Source organism: Vibrio sp. B1REV9 (genome assembly GCF_905175395.2).
GTDB lineage: Bacteria > Pseudomonadota > Gammaproteobacteria > Enterobacterales > Vibrionaceae > Vibrio > Vibrio alfacsensis.
Map to the genome: position 1 here is coordinate 82,454 of NZ_CAJIMW020000221.1, position 16,513 is coordinate 98,966.

At 42.9% G+C, this 16,513-nt stretch carries 9 protein-coding genes and 2 pseudogenes; 5 read left to right on the forward strand and 6 right to left on the reverse strand.

Annotated elements, in window-relative coordinates:
- Window positions 1–22: 22 nt before the first annotated feature.
- Complete coding sequence (locus KHN78_RS00485) at window positions 23–1,666, forward strand: MFS transporter (protein ID WP_211919152.1); 1,644 nt, start codon at window positions 23–25, stop codon at window positions 1,664–1,666.
- Between the two features lie 522 nt (window positions 1,667–2,188).
- Here KHN78_RS00485 and KHN78_RS00490 read toward each other — a convergent pair.
- The 3 genes from KHN78_RS00490 to KHN78_RS00500 all read right to left on the reverse strand — a co-directional run bounded on the left by KHN78_RS00490 (window position 2,189) and on the right by KHN78_RS00500 (window position 5,869).
- Window positions 2,189–3,277, reverse strand: a complete 1,089-nt coding sequence (locus tag KHN78_RS00490) for an amidohydrolase (protein WP_223917744.1) — start codon at window positions 3,275–3,277, stop codon at window positions 2,189–2,191.
- Window positions 3,278–3,294: 17 nt separating this feature from the next.
- Entirely contained in the window at window positions 3,295–3,924 is a 630-nt protein-coding gene (locus KHN78_RS00495) for an amidohydrolase family protein (RefSeq protein ID WP_223917745.1), read from the reverse strand.
- Between the two features lie 550 nt (window positions 3,925–4,474).
- On the reverse strand, window positions 4,475–5,869 hold the full coding sequence (locus KHN78_RS00500) for a hypothetical protein (RefSeq protein ID WP_211919154.1): 1,395 nt from the start codon (window positions 5,867–5,869) through the stop codon (window positions 4,475–4,477).
- A 491-nt stretch (window positions 5,870–6,360) separates the two neighbouring features.
- Here KHN78_RS00500 and KHN78_RS00505 point away from each other — a divergent pair, with 491 nt between their 5' ends.
- The 4 genes and pseudogenes from KHN78_RS00505 (at window position 6,361) to KHN78_RS00520 (ending at window position 10,111) form a co-directional block, all read left to right on the forward strand.
- Window positions 6,361–7,467, forward strand: coding sequence for a M20/M25/M40 family metallo-hydrolase (locus tag KHN78_RS00505; protein ID WP_128810946.1), 1,107 nt, complete (start codon window positions 6,361–6,363; stop codon window positions 7,465–7,467).
- Window positions 7,468–7,736: 269 nt separating this feature from the next.
- Window positions 7,737–7,904 (forward strand): annotated as a pseudogene (locus tag KHN78_RS00510) (peptide ABC transporter substrate-binding protein); the annotation flags it as partial.
- 228 nt (window positions 7,905–8,132) lie between these two features.
- Window positions 8,133–8,318 (forward strand): annotated as a pseudogene (locus KHN78_RS00515) (oligopeptide/dipeptide ABC transporter ATP-binding protein); the annotation flags it as partial.
- On the forward strand, window positions 8,315–10,111 hold the full coding sequence (locus KHN78_RS00520) for an aminopeptidase P family protein (RefSeq protein ID WP_211919156.1): 1,797 nt from the start codon (window positions 8,315–8,317) through the stop codon (window positions 10,109–10,111). The pseudogene KHN78_RS00515 and the gene KHN78_RS00520, both read left to right, overlap by 4 nt.
- Window positions 10,112–10,412: 301 nt before the next feature.
- On the opposite strand, the gene KHN78_RS00525 is transcribed toward KHN78_RS00520, so the two are convergent.
- From KHN78_RS00525 to KHN78_RS00535, 3 genes are all read right to left on the reverse strand, one after another.
- A complete protein-coding gene (locus KHN78_RS00525; RefSeq protein WP_211919158.1) occupies window positions 10,413–10,712 on the reverse strand; it encodes a hypothetical protein in 300 nt (99 codons plus the stop codon).
- A gap of 221 nt (window positions 10,713–10,933) precedes the next feature.
- Window positions 10,934–11,377 carry a patatin-like phospholipase family protein gene (locus KHN78_RS00530; protein ID WP_211919167.1) on the reverse strand — a complete coding sequence of 148 codons (444 nt, stop codon included), beginning with the start codon at window positions 11,375–11,377 and terminating at the stop codon, window positions 10,934–10,936.
- A gap of 425 nt (window positions 11,378–11,802) precedes the next feature.
- Window positions 11,803–16,185, reverse strand: a complete 4,383-nt coding sequence (locus tag KHN78_RS00535; protein WP_211919175.1) for an ImpA family metalloprotease — start codon at window positions 16,183–16,185, stop codon at window positions 11,803–11,805.
- Window positions 16,186–16,513: the final 328 nt, after the last annotated feature.

Sequence of the window (16,513 nt, forward strand, 5' to 3'; positions counted from 1 at the left end):
TTCAGTCACCTAGAGAGACACTATGGATAAGACTAAAGATAACAAAACTAGTTGGTTGCTCATCGCGTTGTGCCTCGCGCAATTCACACTTTCGGCAGACGTCGCTAACCTTTCTATCTCCACTTCTGCTCTCGTCACCGTCTTCCAAACGGACATTTCTAGCATCCAATTTTTGGGCAGTGTTCAACCTTTAGTCGGTGCGGCATTCATGCTCTCAGCCAGTATATTGGGTCTCATCATTGGTTGGCGTCGATTGCTTATTTTAGGAACTTCAATTGGGCTAGTATCGACGATTGGATTCATCACTATAGATAACCTAACGACCATTTCTCTGTTCATTCGTCCACTCGCAGGGATTGCCTCGGCGTTGATATTGCCAGCTGTACTTGCGCTCGTCGTTGCGCACTTTCCTGGTAAAAAACGCGCTGTTGGTTTTGGATTAATGGCAGCATCAACTGGGTTAGCAGCAGCATTGATTCCCCTTGTGAGTGGTTGGCTGCATGACAACACACAATGGGTTTGGCCATTTGTTATCATTGCTATTCTCTATTTTCTCAGCTTAATCAGTGCCATCTTTGGGATTCGGCCAATTCACACCAATCAACCCGCTAAATTTGACTTTTTAGGTGCGACTATTGGTGCAATAAGTACCGTTACCATCTTCTTTGGTTTGATTAAAATGCCTTATTGGGGACTCTTCTCAGTATTAAACGGAGCGAACATTCCCCAGTGGCTTGTCTTTGTCACACCACTTAGCCCAGCCCTGTTCTTGCTCATACTTGGCTCGGTATTATTTGGCTTATTTCTCTATCAACAAACCCGATTCGAGCAAAGGTATGGTTACGCTATTTTGCCTTTTAGTTGGTTAAAGAACCGATGCTCTCGCACAGGGTTTGTTATCCTTTCGTTGATGTACTTAGTGCTAGGAGGGAGCAGCTTTATCGTGGTCACTTACTTACAAGTGGCAATTTCACTTTCTGCATCTCATTCTGGTGGGATTATCTTACTTTTTTCAGCCTGCATGATTGGGCTATCTATTGGTACGCCACTATTGTTCAAGCAGCAGTCTGCAAAACGTCTATGCCAAATTGGATTTTGCGTCATGGCCGGTGCGGGCCTAATTTTGCTCTTATCCAGTCAGAGCACAAGTATCTTAATACCTTTCTATCTTGGTATGGCATTACTTGGAGCATCAATGGGTATTTTGGCGTCCCAATGTCCGGTGATCATTACCAATGCTCTAGGTGAGCGCGAAGCAGAACAGTCTGGTGGACTACAAGCAACCGTAAGAAACATTGGCCTAGTGTTGGGGATTAGCCTATTTGGTGGTATTAACCAATGGACAATGGATCACAACATTCGCTCCAACCACGAAATTACCACGTACTTTCCTCATGCATTTGTTACTGACCTCAACCAGGTTTCACATGTCCCTTACGTTGATGACAATCGATTAGATGTTTTAATTGAGCATTACAATCTCGATCTTCATCAGGCGAATTATTTACATCAGTCCAATGCGAACGCGAGATTACTCGGCTTTAATATGGCAATGAGTCTACTTACATTCACCGCTCTTTTGGGTTGTTTTGTTAGTACTCGAGTTCAAAAACAACCCGCAATAACCTCGGAAAAATCGACGCACTCTCTTATTCCGTCAAAATAATCTCCACTGCAAGTCTTTGAACGGTATGACTCTGCTTTATACCGTTCGAACGCTTACTCAATTCATATCCTATTCTCTGCATCCATATCTACATCTACATCTACATCTACATCTACATCTACATCTACATCTACATCTACAAGCGTATCGTTGTAACGATTTCAGCTTCCATCTTTTGTGCGATATGTCGCTCTTTGCCATTATTTAGGTACCAACGTTCTCAATGTGCAAAACGTGTTAAAACGGACGTCATTCAAAAGAATCATCAAACAAAAGCCTTCCTCTTAGAGTTGCTGTATGGAAACCTAAGCGTGGTTAGACTGATCGCACATGAGGCCGTAAATTATCCAAAACAAGAAGCTCAACGCGATGTAGGGGAAGTTAATCTGATACTCGTACCTTAGCATGACATATGCCGCTCAAACTGACGTTGGGCTATAAACCGTGGCTATCTATCGATAATAAATACAAAAAAAGAGCGCTTATTGCGCTCTTAATATCGTAAGTTGAATACCTTTGCCGTTATGCGACTTCAGCTTCTTTTGCTGGCGTTGCTGCACGAGCATGTACCGTAACATCACCGCCCAATACCGTTGCATGAACATGGATATCTTTGATCTGCTCTTTAGGCGTATTCAAAGGATCGGCATCTAGTACCGCGAAATCAGCCAGCTTTCCTGGTGCAATAGAACCTTTGTTGTCTTCATGGCCCATTAGGTAAGCTGCACCTAGCGTGACAGCATGCAGTGCTTGCTCTGCTGTTAGACACTCTTCTTCTCCGTATACATTGCCAGAGAAAATGCATTTACGATTCATCGCACCCCACATCATAAATAATGGGTTTACTTGCGTTACACCATCATCACTGTGAATAGAGAACGGAATACCTTTCTTCGCAGACGTTTGGAATGGATTCAAACGCTTAACAAGCTCAGGCCCAACAGTTTGAGTTGCGTGTACGTCGCCCCATACTGGTACGTGCGTACCAAATAGGTTGTGGCAAACACCGAGCACTTTCATGCGGTCCATCTGCTCGTCCGTCACCATTTGATTGTGCTCTAGACAGTGGCGTGCATTTGGCATTGGTGTATCTTTTTGCATACGCTCAATAATGTCTAACAGCTTCTCTGTTGCCCCATTGCCATTACAGTGAAAAGAGATGTTGTATCCCGCCTTGTGGAAAGGTAATGACGATTCATAGATTTCTTCGATATCGCGCGTCATGGATGTGCTTGGCTTGCCATTATAGAACGTTTGACCGTCCAATAGATTCGCTGTAAACCCTTGAATTGAGCCGTCGGTATTCACGTATTTAACACTACCAATGCTTAAACGATCATTGTTCGTTTCTTTCATCGCGTTAACTTCATCTAAGCTAAATACATTGGCAAGTGGGTAAGCAGTGACACGCAGTTTAAACGCTGGGTTTTTACTTAATGCTTGGTACAGCGGGTAAGGGTTAGATGGAATGCCCATACCGCAATCAGAGACCGTCGTTACCCCTAGTGAGTGGGCAATGTTCGCATAATCAATCAGCGCTTTACCGATCACTGCCGGATCGCTACCATAGTTAAATGCACCAACATTAAGCGCTCGATAAATGTCTTTCATCTCTGCAATATCACCTGTTAGTCGACCATCTTCGCGAAGTACAATTCAGGATCGTCGTCTAAGCTGTAACCTGATTTTTCAAGTCCTAATGAGTTAAGCCCAGCAAGATGGCAACTTGCATGCATTAGGAACACCGGAGAATCGTCGATAACAGAGTCTAAAAAGTCACGATTAACCACGCTGCCGTCTGTCATCAACAACGGATCTAGCCCCCACAAGTTTAGCCATTCCCCTGTTTTACCTGCGTCGTCATGCGCTTTTTTAAGTTCCAAAAGACGTGCTTTGAGTGTATCTTCTGTTGAGCACCCCTTTAACAGCTTACCCCCTACTCCTAATCGGTCATATTGGCCCGCGTATTCAAATATTCCCGTAAATAGCGCAGCGAGCAGTGGGTGCATATGCGCCTCAATGAAACCCGGAACAATCGTTTTCCCTTCAAATTGAGCGTCATGACGGTAAGAAAGGTTATTTGTATTTAGGAATGTTTCTGCCTGATCTTTGGTGCCCGTAAAGAGTATTTTCCCGCTTTGTACAACGACCGCATTTGCTTTTGGCTGTTCTTTATTAACCGTGATAAAACTGCCTGTGTATAGAACCGTTTCATTGTTGTATTCAAGGCCAGGATTAAGCGATGTTTTTGTTGTCATAATTAAACTCCGAACATGTAGGATACGTGTTTGTTTTTCTGTGTACCCCTTCAAACTGCCTCAAACCATCGTTGCTTTCGAGAATTTAAAAGTGAAATAAAATTATCAAATAAAATGCGACTCTAAAAAAAACTCAACCCAATGAATTTATTGTGTTTTTATTATAAATGGTTTTGATGTCGTTCGAAAAACATGTGCACTTCAAAGGTACCAATTGGGATGTCAGACGCTTCAAATCGATCTTTTCTGTTATCCACTACCGCATAGACGATCACAATAGCTAGGATGAATATTAGCCCGACAAAAACCAGTATTCTTGTGTAGAATCCCATAATACAGTCCTCTTTTTTGGTTGAGTGCTATTTATAGGATGTTTATTTCCCTCAATTATTGACAAGTGACCTTTTAAAACAATTTCTCACTTATTGTTATTTATTTTGGTCTAACTTTTTTCTTAATGATAGATATAAAAATACCCAGCATTGCCGGGTATTTTTGCAAAATAAGTGACTCTATTTACTTTGTACAGTTCTCTACTGATAAGCTTTCTTCAGAATCGCCACACTCTTTTATGTGTGCCATCGCGATAGTTAGTAAGACGCTCCCAACGCCCATCACTGTCATGGCTCGTCATGATTTGACTAGGTTCACTAGCTACAGAGCTAAAGTCGTTTTTCGTACGGTGCCAATAATCTGCACCATGGGCTTGTTCACTGTAAAAGTTGGTATCAATAATGTCTCTTACCGGCTTTAAATCTGACTCACTGACCGTATCTGTTACCCCAATCAAGTGTTCAAAACCACTGACTGTACCTGGGTGGTAAGTATGCTCGGTATAACTAATCAACATATGATCTTGATAGTTCTTTGTCACCAGCGCTTGTGTCACTTCCCCTTGAGAAGTTAAACATGAATCCCAGTCACCTACCATGCTATACATTGTATTGCGTACACCAGAAGACTCTTCTAGTAATGTTTCAAGCCATTCACTGCGTGCGCAATTGTATCCGCTCTCAGCGGGTTCTAAACTGATAGTTGACTCAATATTCACACCATCACGCTGATTAGTAACCATTTGATGCTTATCGTAGAGTGATATTTTAGTATCTAGGTCATCAGACATCAGATAGGTTTCTGAATGGAAGTTCCCATTTGATGGTTGTACAAACTCATAACGGTACCAACTTTTATTATACTGAGTGGTACTACTGTCCCACATCCCTAAAAAGTACTCTACCCAAGCGAAATCCGCTTCAGGGTTCGCATCAATAAGTTGCTTTGTTTCAGTGTAAGATTTTTGTAATCCCGGAACCAACGCTTTTGCTAACTCATGCAGAGCGGTGTCACCACTAGCTACATAATCTCCATATAGCTCATTGACAGTCACGTTGTAGCGCTGTGCTACTCGGAACTCTTGTTCTTTTAGACGCTGTGAAATATCCGCTCGTAGCGCTTCCTCTTTAAGAATAGAATCACAAGATAGCCCACTTGATTGTTGGCTGCGAAGTTCTTGCTCCACTTGCTTCCAAACAACAGACGTCAATGGCGTCAAATTCAGTAAATCTTGATCCGTGGTAAGTGCAAACTGTGGAGGGAATACCATTTGATACGCTTCCCCAATTGGCGTATCTGGCGTATCTGTATCAATAGCGCCCTCTGGCACATCTACTACTAAAGGAACATATTTCGCACACTGTTGATACTTACTCGGTATGCTTAATTCAAAATCGCCCTCACCTTGTGTTTTCACATTTGGCTCATTCGCATCAAGCTGATTATTTAAATTCAAATCTAAAAAGACGGTTGCACCAATGATATAGCCATCTATCGCTTTGCCTTTCAAAAGAACAGTTTGGCCAGAATCACTATCACTGCTGCTTCCACCTCCACAACCAACTAACACTGAAACTAGAGAACTCAATAGAGTGAGTTTACGCACGTTCATAACCTTTCACCGTACATTGTATTAATTTTTGTCCAAACGACCTTGGCAGGCGTTGGTGTTATTTTTATGTTAATAATCATGCCATTAAAACTAATGGAAACATGATGTTACATCTATAAATGTAACACGATGAATGCAATTCATTTAATTCAATGATGGATAAATGCCACTTTTGTCATACTTTGTATGTCTCTTATTTTACTTGGTACAATAAATAAGCACAGTGCCTACAAAAACCATCCCACCCTTTCCACACTCTAGTTTCACAACAGTATGGTTAAATTGAAAATCAACGCTTTTACGCCCACCAGCAGAGAGCGTGACCACGCCATCACTTCATGACTTTTAATGGTCAGAAGAATGTCAGGCAGGTGTGTTTTTTGATTCAACGCAGTTTTCAGTTCCGCTAGGTATGTAATAAGAGGTGTTCTGTTCCCTATCGAGCCACGCCGTTCGGCTGATTCTCGAGTAATAAACAAAGAGACATGCAAATGACACAAATTAATCAAGAGCGCCTGATTGATCACTTCTGCCAACTGGTTCGCATTGATAGCGAAACAATGAATGAAAAACAAATCGCAGAAACACTTGCCGAACAGTTAGGCGAACTCGGCTTTACTGTTCAAAAATTGCCTGTACCTGAACATATTTCGAATGGCTTCAACGTATACGCACGTCTAGAGGGTAAAAAAGAAGGCTCTATTCTAATGAGCTGCCACATGGATACAGTAACACCGGGTATTGGTATCGAGCCGATCATTGAAGACGGCATCATCCGCTCGAAAGGCAATACGATCCTTGGTGGCGATGATAAATCTGGTATCGCTGCAATCATGGAAGCGGTACGTTGCATTCAAGCTGAAAACCTTGAGCACAAAACACTAGAACTCGCTTTCACGGTGCATGAAGAAGGTGGTCTCTTCGGCTCTGAATACTTCGACATGTCACACGTTACGTCAACAGAAGCGATCGTACTGGATACAGGTGGCCCAATCGGCACTATCGTAACCGCAGCACCTGGTCAGCAAAAAATCGTTGCGACAATTAAAGGCCGTCCAGCTCACGCTGGTTTGGCTCCTGAAGAGGGCATCAGCGCAATTATGGTCGCAGCTGACGCAATCAACCAGATGAACTTACTTCGTATTGACGAAGAAACCACTGCGAATATCGGCATGGTTAACGGCGGTCAAGCAACCAACATCGTGATGCCTGAGCTAACCATCGTTGCCGAAGCGCGTTCGCTAAACGGTGCAAAACTAGATGCACAAGTAGAACACATGATCTCAACATTCGAGTTTGTGGCTCAAAAGCACGGTGCGGAAGTAGAAATCGAATCTAGCCGCGCTTACGATGCCTTTGTTATCGAGGAAGATAACGCGCACGTTACTGCAATCAAAGCGGCGTTTGCCGATATGGGTATCGAAGCATTCACTAAAGGCACCGGTGGCGGTAGTGATGCAAACAACTTCAACAAAAAAGGGTTAACGACAGTAAACCTGTCAACTGGCATGGCAAAAGTACATACGACTGAAGAGTTCATCGCCGTTGAAGATATGGTAAAAATTACCGAGTTCGTTAAACATTTCCTTGTGAAATAAACACGCAATAATCATCGTCATCATCCCTTTCATTGAGCCGTTTGAACCCGGCTAGGTGAAAGGGATTTTTTTCCCAGTTGTCTTTATTCGTGCCAACCTAATACACTTTTCATCATTTATCTTTCTATGGCTCACTTTTTGAGACCATTAAGCTCGCCTTTCAATCCCTTGTTACAACCGTGTTAAAACTCAATTGTGCATCGAATTTATACAATATAAATTTGAACTGTATTCAGGAAGAATAGAGTGCTAACAGGATGAAACTACCCAAGCTCTATTCACAAGCAGCAACCATGCTCATCAAAGACATGGCAATTATCCCGATTTACCGTCCAGGCAACGATCGATATTCGATCAAGCCTTATATTGGTGGCTATGAGCGTACTAACCCCGAGTCGTCATGCTACCTTAAGAATGTCTATGTGAAAGTCCACTAATGGCATGCTTTGGGCCTGGGTATCTTACCCGGATCTCAGGCCAATTTTTATTCATTACAATTCGAAACTACTTCGGATTGCCAAGGAATGATGGAATATGATTTGGTGCGTTCTTAAAAGACTTGCGATAGCATTTTCTACCCTTTTGTTTATCTCACTGATTTCACTTTGGTTAAGGCTGACCATTTAGTGAACACTATGAATATCGTAAAGCACGATACCAATCAGAAACGTCGCGAGGTTCAACTGCTGCCCGGCGATCTCCATTCCCCGCTCAGCCCACCGAGCGGTTGCGTCTTTCGTACCCGATGCCCCGAAGCCACGGAGCTGTGTGGACAACAAAATCCCACTAAAACAGGCTCAATGGGACATCATATTTATTGTTCAAACATGAATTTAGGAAGTCTTTCATGAATACCACTTCTACTGTAAACCAACGCCTAACATCGCTGCGTAATGCGATGGCTAGCAACGATATCTCCGCTTATATCGTGACCAATAACGACCCCCATAATAGCGAATATTCTGCAGAGCACTGGTTAGCTCGTACTTGGATCTCTGGCTTTACAGGATCAGCCGGTGATGTGGTGGTCACAGAGCAAGGCGGTGGCTTATGGACGGATGGACGTTACTACATTCAAGCTGAAGAACAACTGCTTGGCACCGGGATTAACTTGTTCAAAGCTCGCCAACCAGAAACGCCAAGTATTGCAAAATGGCTTGCAGCAACGTTACCGGAAAATAGTGCCGTGGCTGTGGATGGGCGATCAATCAGTTACACGTTTTACCAAGAATTGAAGCAAACCCTCGAGCCAAAGAGTATCCGAGTCATTCTCGATCTTGATTTACTCACGCCGATTTGGCTAGAGAGACCAAACCGTCCAACAGCCAAAATCTTTGACCACCCTACTGCATTTTCTGGAGTTGAAACCCAAGAAAAACTCGTAAAAATCCGCACTTGGCTACAAAAGAATACGGCGGATTGCATTCTAATCACCACGTTAGACGACATAATGTGGACATTGAACGTTCGTGGCGGAGACACCCTGTATTGCCCAGTTTCAGAAGCCTACTTGGTTGTAGAGCCAAATCGTGCAACGGCATTTATCGACAAAAGCAAACTGCACCCAGAGTTAGAGAAAAAGATCAACGAACAAGGCGTCAGCGTTCGCCACTATGAGTATGTTAGCCAGTATGTAAATCAGCAATGTGAGGGATTAACGCTTGCATTCAGCCCATCTTACACTGACAGCTTGCTTGTTAGTGCGATTGAAAAAAACGTATCACTAAAGCCAGCGGCCTGCCCGGTTACCGAAATGAAAGCCATCAAAAACTCAACCGAGCTGGCCAATCTCGAACAGTCCTTGACGGACGATGGTGTCGCGGTAGTCAAGTTCATGAGTTGGCTAGACGACCAAGTCCCAAGTGGGCTTGTTACTGAACTGTCTGCGGAAGCACAACTTAAAAGCTACCGACGTCAAACTCGTCACTATGTGAGTGATAGTTTTCGAACCATTGCCGGGTTTGCAGCGCACGGGGCAAAAATGCACTACGCCGCAGATGATGAAAGCAATGCCGTCGTTAATGAAAGCAACTTTTTCTTGGTGGACTCAGGTGGTCAATACTTAGGCGGAACAACAGACATCACCCGTACTTTCCACTTCGGGTCACCGACCATTAAGCAACGTAAAGATTACACTTTAGTGCTTAAAGCGGTTATTCGACTGACTCAGACTCGATTTATGAAAGGCTCTACGGGTGCCAACCTCGACATTATGGCACGTGGCATACTATGGCAACATGGCATTGACTATAAATGTGGCACGGGCCATGGCGTTGGTATTTGTTTAAACGTACACGAGGGCCCACAAAATTTCTCGCAAAGTCACCGTGAAGTCGCGCTAAAACCCGGTATGGTGATCACTAATGAGCCTGGCGTTTACCGCGAAGGGGAATATGGCGTGAGGATTGAAAACATCATGAAAGTGGTCGAAGTAGAACAAAATGAATTCGGTACATTCTATGGATTCGAAACCATCACGTTAGCACCGATCGCGACTAATGCATTAGATTTATCCATGCTGGATCAAGGAGATATCGACTGGTTAAATCATTACCACACTCGCGTTTATAAAGCACTGAGCCCAACGCTGGATAACCATGATAAAACCTGGCTTCAGCGAGCAACTCAGTTTATTGAAAAATAGTCAGCAACGCTTTCATTTTCATTTCAAACTCCCCAGTTTGATTGCCAGTCTTCGGGCTGGCTTTTTTGTTTCAGTTATCTTCATTTTCTTATTTTCTCTTTGTCCATTTTTCTAAAAAAATGGACTACTAGATAATAGATATAGCTGACCTAATCCAGTTGATTTTACGATTTGATAATACCTTTTACGAAAAAGCCTCCCATACTTTGAGAGGCTCTGAAGCATTTACGACTCACTTTATGCAGATAATCGATATGAGTTTCCACTAAAATTACAACTAAAAATAGTGGTTGTGTATCGTTCAATTCATTGCTGGAGGTGTCGTTAACCAAAGCATATCATTCAGCATATTGTCATAGCCATAATGATAGACCGCATTCATATAATCTTTACTCATTGTGTCTAAGCCATCGCCAACTAAGTCATCATCAATATGTGCAAAGTTAAACATCATGTTGTTAGACTTTGTGTAGTTATATATATATTCCACATCTCCAACCCCTTGACGACGAGTAAGAATGGATAGTGCCCGAATAGATATCGAGGAAATACTATTGTCGATAGCCTCAAACTTAGGCTTAAACTGACCATTTCTTATCACGTATACATTTTTTTTTTGTGGCTGGTTAAACTTGGAACCGCTTCATCTAGCTACTGAGGAAATAAAAAAACTTGCCTTGATACTCCGCCATCCACATGCAACTCTTCATATATAACACTGTCTGACTCAATAAATATTGGTTTTGCTGGGAAAAGACCAGGTATAGAACTGCTCGCTATAATAATATCTTGAATTAACTTCTTTGAGTTTTCAGTTTTTATTTATGCGATTCGTCCTATATCCCAAATGGACATTTTTTCATTATCAAGATTGGTTGTCGCTATCAGAAGTATTCTACCTTTATCTCTCTCGGCAGCAATTTTGCTAATTATAGTATCATCGACAAACGTTCTCACTTCATTTTCGAACCCTTCCGTATTTATAATTGAAGCTTTAAATGGCAATTTTAATAGTGAGTTTCTTTTAAAGATTTCATTTAGTGATGATTGTGTATAATATTTAGCCAGCTCGTCATCATAATTACTACCTAAAAACGCAAAAATTAAGACTATCGCACCGATTGAGATACCCGTCACGACATCGAAATCAGGACGATCGCCTTTATCTGTCCACGCATTGAGTATCCCTGCAGCGAAAGCGCTGAAAGCCTGTAACACCTTTTCCGTGTTTACGAACATGTTCAGTTGAACTTGAATGATAGCCATAATTCTAATTTGACGGTGAAAGGATCCCATTTTAGCTCAAGTTTTCTATGTTGGAGTCATGATCAAAAATTTAGAATCTGCAGGCGGATTGGAATTTTTAGGGATATTAACAAGACATCTGAGTTTGCGAAGATTGTTGTAAAAGGTCTTAGGGTGAAAGTTATGCGCAAGACAAGATTGCGCAGCCGAGAGACCGGAGTTGTAAAAATAGTTGAACAAGGCACCACCATTCTTGTTGAGAGCGATGGTGAGCCATAGACAGTTCCTGTTTGGTAATTGGAACTAACGGGTTATGACGACAGAGCATCAGATTGAAGGTGTGGATTTGCGGACGCTTGCGATAGAAGAACGTAAAAGCCTGTTAGATTAAAAACAAAAAGCCCCGAAAATTACTCCTCAGGGCTTACCTTAGTTGATTAAGTTGCTTATTGGCAATTTAACGGAGTGGCGTTATCGCGTCCCCAAACCGTTTCAGCAGTTGGGTTTGACAAATCAACCCATACCGCACCTTCATGAAGGTCTAACATAGGAATGTCTTCATCAAATGAATACATACCAACAGGAACGTTAGTGACTTCACCACCAACAGTGCCATGAGCAAGGGCTTGTGCGGCTGCTTTATCTGAGTATCGCAAGCCCATCATATCAAAGTATAGAGACCAGTTTTTACCCGTCATGTAGCTCAAACTAACTAGCATGAAATCATTACCACTAATGTGTTTGATTTCACCCAGAGTATCATTGTTGAAGTCGAACATACCGAAACCTAGACGCTCGCGGTTCGCATCCCACAATTCTTGTGTAGCAGCGTATTTACCAAAAATACGCTCATGTAAATATAGGAGCGGGTAGATATCAAACCCGTTACTCATCACGGTTCCATCAGCCAAGGTTTCGCCGTGCATACGTAGCGCCATCTGGATGTAGAACGTCATGCGTTGACCGTTCTTAATAGCGTACTCGCCACTTGACCAGATTGATTCAAAGCGGTCTGCGCTGCCTTCTGAGTCACAGTTTGCGTTATAGCTAATACGCTCACCGTTACCATCCATCAAATCCAAAGCATCAGACATAAACGCAAAGAACATGTGGCGCTGATTCATGTGCGGGTCAGTAATCACATCAGTTCTTTCCAAGTGAACGCGAGCATGTTTCCACAGCGTAACAAATGGGAAGATGTTGTTTGAAGCTTCTCCCGCACGGTTGTGGTATTTACCCCATTCGTTGTTTTCACCCTCGGCAACATAAGATGCTTGTAAGCGACCAGTCTGTAGGTTATGACCCAGCTCGTGGTTATCCAACCAACCTTCAGGCGATAGGGTGTATGACGAATCCCAAGGACTACCACCACAGCCAACACCACACTGAGCATGTTGGTCATAGTTAGCGTGTTGGATAATGCCACGACGATGCAGTGTTTCATCAGTGCAATCCGCTTCGCCCAGTTGATTACTGCATGCGCTCATAGCACTTGCAGGAACAGATTCAACCAAGTCAAGACCATCAACCTTTAACCCTGCCAAACTGTAGTTGTCATTGATGTGGAGGTTTTTAACGCCATCCAGCAAAGCATTGATTGTTGGGTATGCCTCGCTATTGTCGCCGTAAGCGTTTTCAAAACGGTCTCGGCGCAAATGTAGTTCATAGCTTGGTGAACGTAAATCAACGTGTGGAAGGTCAGTTGTTTCCAGCGTTTCGATAAAGGTAGCAATTTGCTCCGCACTTGAAAAATCAGTGATGGTAGCATGTTTCACGATACCTTCTGCTTTAATGCGAGCGGATACCGCATCCGTACCTTCAACAGAGTCGCCATCAATATACAAGTAGATAGGCGCACCGTAAGGAGTAGAGAAAGAAACAGAACCACCAACAGGAATCACTAAGTGCTCAGTTGTCATCAACGAGTGCTTATACATCTTCCCTTGTTCCCAGTTTCGATTTGTGTTGTGGCGAGCATAATACAAACGAACGGTTACTTTGTGGTTAGTGTTATCCATGCGAGTTAGCTTTACGGTTTCTCCTTTTGGAGCATACCAGCCCGTAGTTGTCCACTGATTTCGGAAAGGAACAGTAATCAACTTCTCATCTGTGATTTTTGCTGGCGTTTCGTAGTTAGCGGCTTCACCTTCAACAACCAAGCTAGTATCAACGATATATTCACCCAAATCAGGCTGAGCCAAGTTGCCCTTGCGAGCGTAGTGTATAGCGAAATCACCAAACAACGCTTCGTAGAATGATTGTGTATCATCTTTTGAAATTGGGTAATCAATCTCTGAGCGATACTTATCACCTAGCAACAAGCCAGCTTTGATAATGTCATAACCCTCAACGTCGAACATGTCTTCGCCTCGACTATCGAAGAATTTAGCACGCTCCAAGAAGAATTCCGCACCATACTTAAAGTGATTCGCAAACTCAGACGTCTCACAGTATCCGTAGTTTCGGTCACAACCATTGACCATAGATGAATCAAAGGTCTCATTCATCAATCGAGTCATGACGTTTTGCGGGGCCTCTTGACGCAAATCAATGAAGCCTTTCGCTGTCTCAGCAGACACGTTTTCAACAGGGTGAGGGTGCCAATAACCGAAGCTACCCGTTGTTACGCCAAATTGGTCGTACATCATGTCATAGGTCATGAGCCCCTCAACAAGCCCACCATTTTCGCCGCGAGCTATCACCATCAAAGATGTGCCAGATTGAGCAACGTAATCCAACTCTGCCTTGCGAGCATCATTGTATTTACCACCATCCAGCGGAGTGTAATCGCCCACAATCACCAAATCAGGCTCATACTCAGCAACACATTCCGCAAGGCGACCATCACAAACACCATAATCGTTAATGGTGATACCTTGCTCACCATATCCATGCCACTCTTTGATGTCATTGTGGATGTTGTAGTAGTAGGTGTTTTCGAGCTGAGCGGTAACAATCTTTAATGGTCGCTCCATAGCCGTGATGTCCTTACCAACCAACCAACTCATAGTGTTTTGAGTGAGCTTGTCAAAATCCCCCGCAGCATTATGAAATGGAACAAGGCCGTAAGCAGCATATTTAGCACCGTTATCTCGCTGACCAGCAAAGATGTGAGCATCACTACCGGAGTAATTCTCTTCGTCAGGGAATAGGACTGGCGTGATTTCTGCTGCTGCACTTACCTTGAAAACAACGGCATCCTTGTTCAGGTTCCAAGTAACTAAATCAGTTCCAGCATAAAGTTCATCAATTAGCGCTTTTTGGCTTTGTGAGTTTTTGTCCAACTCAGTAGAAATGAAGTCAATAAGTTGCTTGTCAGTTGCCAGAGTATGGTCTTGTTCGTTAATCGCTCTAATTGCTTTTGATATGAAGTTTACCGAAACCTCACAAGCCGATGTAACCTGTCCTGTTGTAAACTCATTATCTGATAGCGAGCCATTACAACCCGTTACAGAATCAATGTAGAAGTCTTCATTTGGTGTTATTACAAACTTAGTTGCCTCACCTTCTGAAACTTCTTTGTATCGTGGAGCAACAGAACCACCTAGCGAAACGTTAGTGCTAACATCGTAAACAATCGCACTTGACACCACGACCGTAGCTGTCTTGGTTACATTTGTAGTGCCGTCAGAAACACCAACAGTAAACGTGTAAGAGCCTTTTGAGCCACTAGGGGAATTAACACTAATAATCCCATTCGAATCAATAGAAACCCATTCAGGAGCGCCTACAAGTGTGTAAACGAGCGGATCATTATTTTCGTCAATAGCGCGAACTCGATAGGTTTCCGTTTCGCCCTCTTTAAGCTTAATGTCTGGAATATCAAACACTGTAGGTGGTGTTGGTGGTGTTGGTGGCAAAATCGGTGTCATGTCGATACCAACCTTTACGCCAAACCCTTTTGCTACGTCAACTTTACCGTCCGTAACGGTTACAACAAAGTTATAGTTGCCTTCGTGTTCAGCTTTTGGACTAGCAACAATCAAGCCTTTTTCATCAATGGAAATCCAATCTTCATTAGCATCTAGAGAGTAAGATAATATGTCGCCATCTTTGTCGCTTGCAAGGACACGATGAACAGCAGTTTTGTTAATAACTACTGACATTGTTGGTATGATATCAACAGATGGGGCAGTGTTCTCAATGTCCGGAATTTCACCCTCTGGGTCATCACCCAATGCAACATTAAGGGTCACATTCTGCGTAGTCATTGTGTTGCCATCACTAACCAAGATAGACAACTCATGGGCACCCACGGAGTTATCTGGGGCTTTTGCAGTAAGCAACCCTGTTTCATGGTTAATGGAAACCCAAGGTGGGTTGTTTCGCAGTTGATAGGTAAGTTCATTCTCTTCCTCATCGACAGCTACGACTTGTAACTTAAACTCCACAAACTCCACAAACTCCACAAGAGAGTAGCTTTCTGCCAACCCTTGGAATTCAGGAGTTTGGTTGTTCAAATCAGGAGTATAAGGCTCTACTTTTAAGCGGATGAGCTTACGAACCTCATTCGTTCCATCCGAAACAACTAAGTAGAAAGAGTGAATGCCATCAACAGCGTGAAGGGAGTTAATTGTGATTACACCAGTCTCCGGATTGATTAACACCCATTCCGGATTCCCCTCAAGAGAGAATTCTAAAGAATCTCCGTCTTGGTCGGTTGCCTTGATAATAAATTCATAGATAGAGCCAGTGCCAACCATGACACCAAAGTTAGGTAGTTGCTCTATAACAGGAGCGTTATTTCCAGCTTGTTTTTTTTCATTATTACCCCCGCCACAACCCGCTAAGATGGTTGTAATTGCGAGTGCTAGGATTTTAGTTTTCATCTAAGAATCTCTTTAGGATTAGTTAGCTTATTAACTTGTTTTGGTGAGCTATTTGTTTCAATTGTCAGTTACGCTATCAAGACCGATGCCTTGATAATTTCTGTATAAATACTTAGTAAATCCCTCGTCCCTCAAATCATGTCCCAAGGCCAAATCTGGAATACCCACGCACATTGTAGACATCTAAGTGACTGCAAGAACGGAAAGGAATATGGCGGATTTTTGGGCATTGCCAAAGATCTGATTACTTTCTGTGTCGTGCGTTTTGAAGTAAGTGCCGTCAACACTCAATAGCTTCAATTGTTTTAGTTTCGATTAGATCTGACAT

What these genes read in the sequence shown, in the direction of transcription:
- KHN78_RS00485 (WP_211919152.1), top strand. Translation starts at nt 23, where the DNA reads ATGGATAAGACTAAAGATAACAAAACTAGTTGGTTGCTCATCGCGTTG.
- KHN78_RS00490 (WP_223917744.1), bottom strand. Translation starts at nt 3,277, where the DNA reads ATGAAAGACATTTATCGAGCGCTTAATGTTGGTGCATTTAACTATGGT.
- KHN78_RS00495 (WP_223917745.1), bottom strand. Translation starts at nt 3,924, where the DNA reads ATGACAACAAAAACATCGCTTAATCCTGGCCTTGAATACAACAATGAA.
- KHN78_RS00500 (WP_211919154.1), bottom strand. Translation starts at nt 5,869, where the DNA reads ATGAACGTGCGTAAACTCACTCTATTGAGTTCTCTAGTTTCAGTGTTA.
- KHN78_RS00505 (WP_128810946.1), top strand. Translation starts at nt 6,361, where the DNA reads ATGACACAAATTAATCAAGAGCGCCTGATTGATCACTTCTGCCAACTG.
- KHN78_RS00520 (WP_211919156.1), top strand. Translation starts at nt 8,315, where the DNA reads ATGAATACCACTTCTACTGTAAACCAACGCCTAACATCGCTGCGTAAT.
- KHN78_RS00530 (WP_211919167.1), bottom strand. Translation starts at nt 11,377, where the DNA reads ATGGCTATCATTCAAGTTCAACTGAACATGTTCGTAAACACGGAAAAG.
- KHN78_RS00535 (WP_211919175.1), bottom strand. Translation starts at nt 16,185, where the DNA reads ATGAAAACTAAAATCCTAGCACTCGCAATTACAACCATCTTAGCGGGT.